General features: G+C 45.5%; 1 protein-coding gene and 1 pseudogene. Both read left to right on the top strand.

Annotated elements, in window-relative coordinates:
* A partial coding sequence (locus K0T92_RS24510) for a hypothetical protein (RefSeq protein WP_219875260.1) occupies positions 1-371 on the top strand: 371 nt, incomplete at its 5' end.
* A 407-nt stretch (positions 372-778) separates the two neighbouring features.
* Positions 779-1,106: pseudogene (locus K0T92_RS24515) on the top strand (starch-binding protein); the annotation flags it as partial.

The following is a 1,106-nucleotide window of genomic DNA, read 5'->3' on the forward strand; positions in this document are numbered from 1 at the left end:
ACAAGACAGGCGCAGCAGCAGGCATTACGGTTAAATTTGCGAAGGGCAAAGGCTACACCACACTGTGGGGCGTAAAAGATGCGGATGATGTCACCAATGCAAGCAAAGTGGTCGATTTCGCAGCACTTGGTCATGATGCGAATCGTGACACGTTCTACGAAGCGAAGATTCCACTGAGCGCAATCGGCAACCCGAACATCGAGGCTTCCGGAATCGGCGTTATGCTTCACCAAGGCGAGTTCTCGCCTGTAGATTCCATCCCTAACGATCCGGCGACTTCTGACACGCCAGGAGTAAGCGAATCCAACTCTCCGAAAGAGTGGGGCGACACTGACCTTCTGACGGTTCCTTTCGCTCGCATCGGCAAGTAAGAATAAGCTTCAACAGCGTTTAATCCATACAAAGAATCCCCCCTGCACCACTGCAACAGTGGAGCAGGGGGGATTCTTTGTTATAAGATTTTCATCCAATGGACAGGGCAAGCGGATAGAGAAAATACACAATTGACAATGAAATATAACGATGACATAATAGTTCTTATTCATTTTTTTTACTAGTGCAAACGTTTTACTTCCAGTAAAAGGGATTTTAAAATGAATCATTGATGTATTTACTTTCATGAGGGGGTGGTAGTTCAATAACGATGGAATAGTCATTAACAACAGTTTTGTAAGCGTATACATTATTACTTCGAAATTGTTTGCTTGATCCACATGGGTAGGTTTCGCAGCGGATTAATGACTTGCTTTGTAAACTTGGCAACGAAAGGGAGATTGACATGATGAACAGAACAACAAGAATATGGAGCATAATTCTGTTTGCTGCTATGCTGCTGCAAGCTTTGAGCTTATCAGCGGTAGTGCCGCAAAGCACGGTACAAGCGGCAGGAGGAGAAGAATATGGTCTCCCGGCTAATACGAAGGATGGGGTCATCTTCCATGCGTGGAACTGGTCCTTTGACAATATAACGAGCAACCTCCCAGCTATCGCAGCTGCAGGGTACAAATCGATTCAAACTTCTCCGATTCAAGCGAGCAAGGAAGCTTTGACGGAAGGAAGCAAATGGTGGGTTCTGTATCAGCCAACCAACTTCCAAATTGGTAATA

The sequence above is a fragment of the Paenibacillus oenotherae genome, assembly GCF_019443105.1.
GTDB classification, from domain to species: Bacteria; Bacillota; Bacilli; order Paenibacillales; family Paenibacillaceae; genus Paenibacillus_Z; species Paenibacillus_Z oenotherae.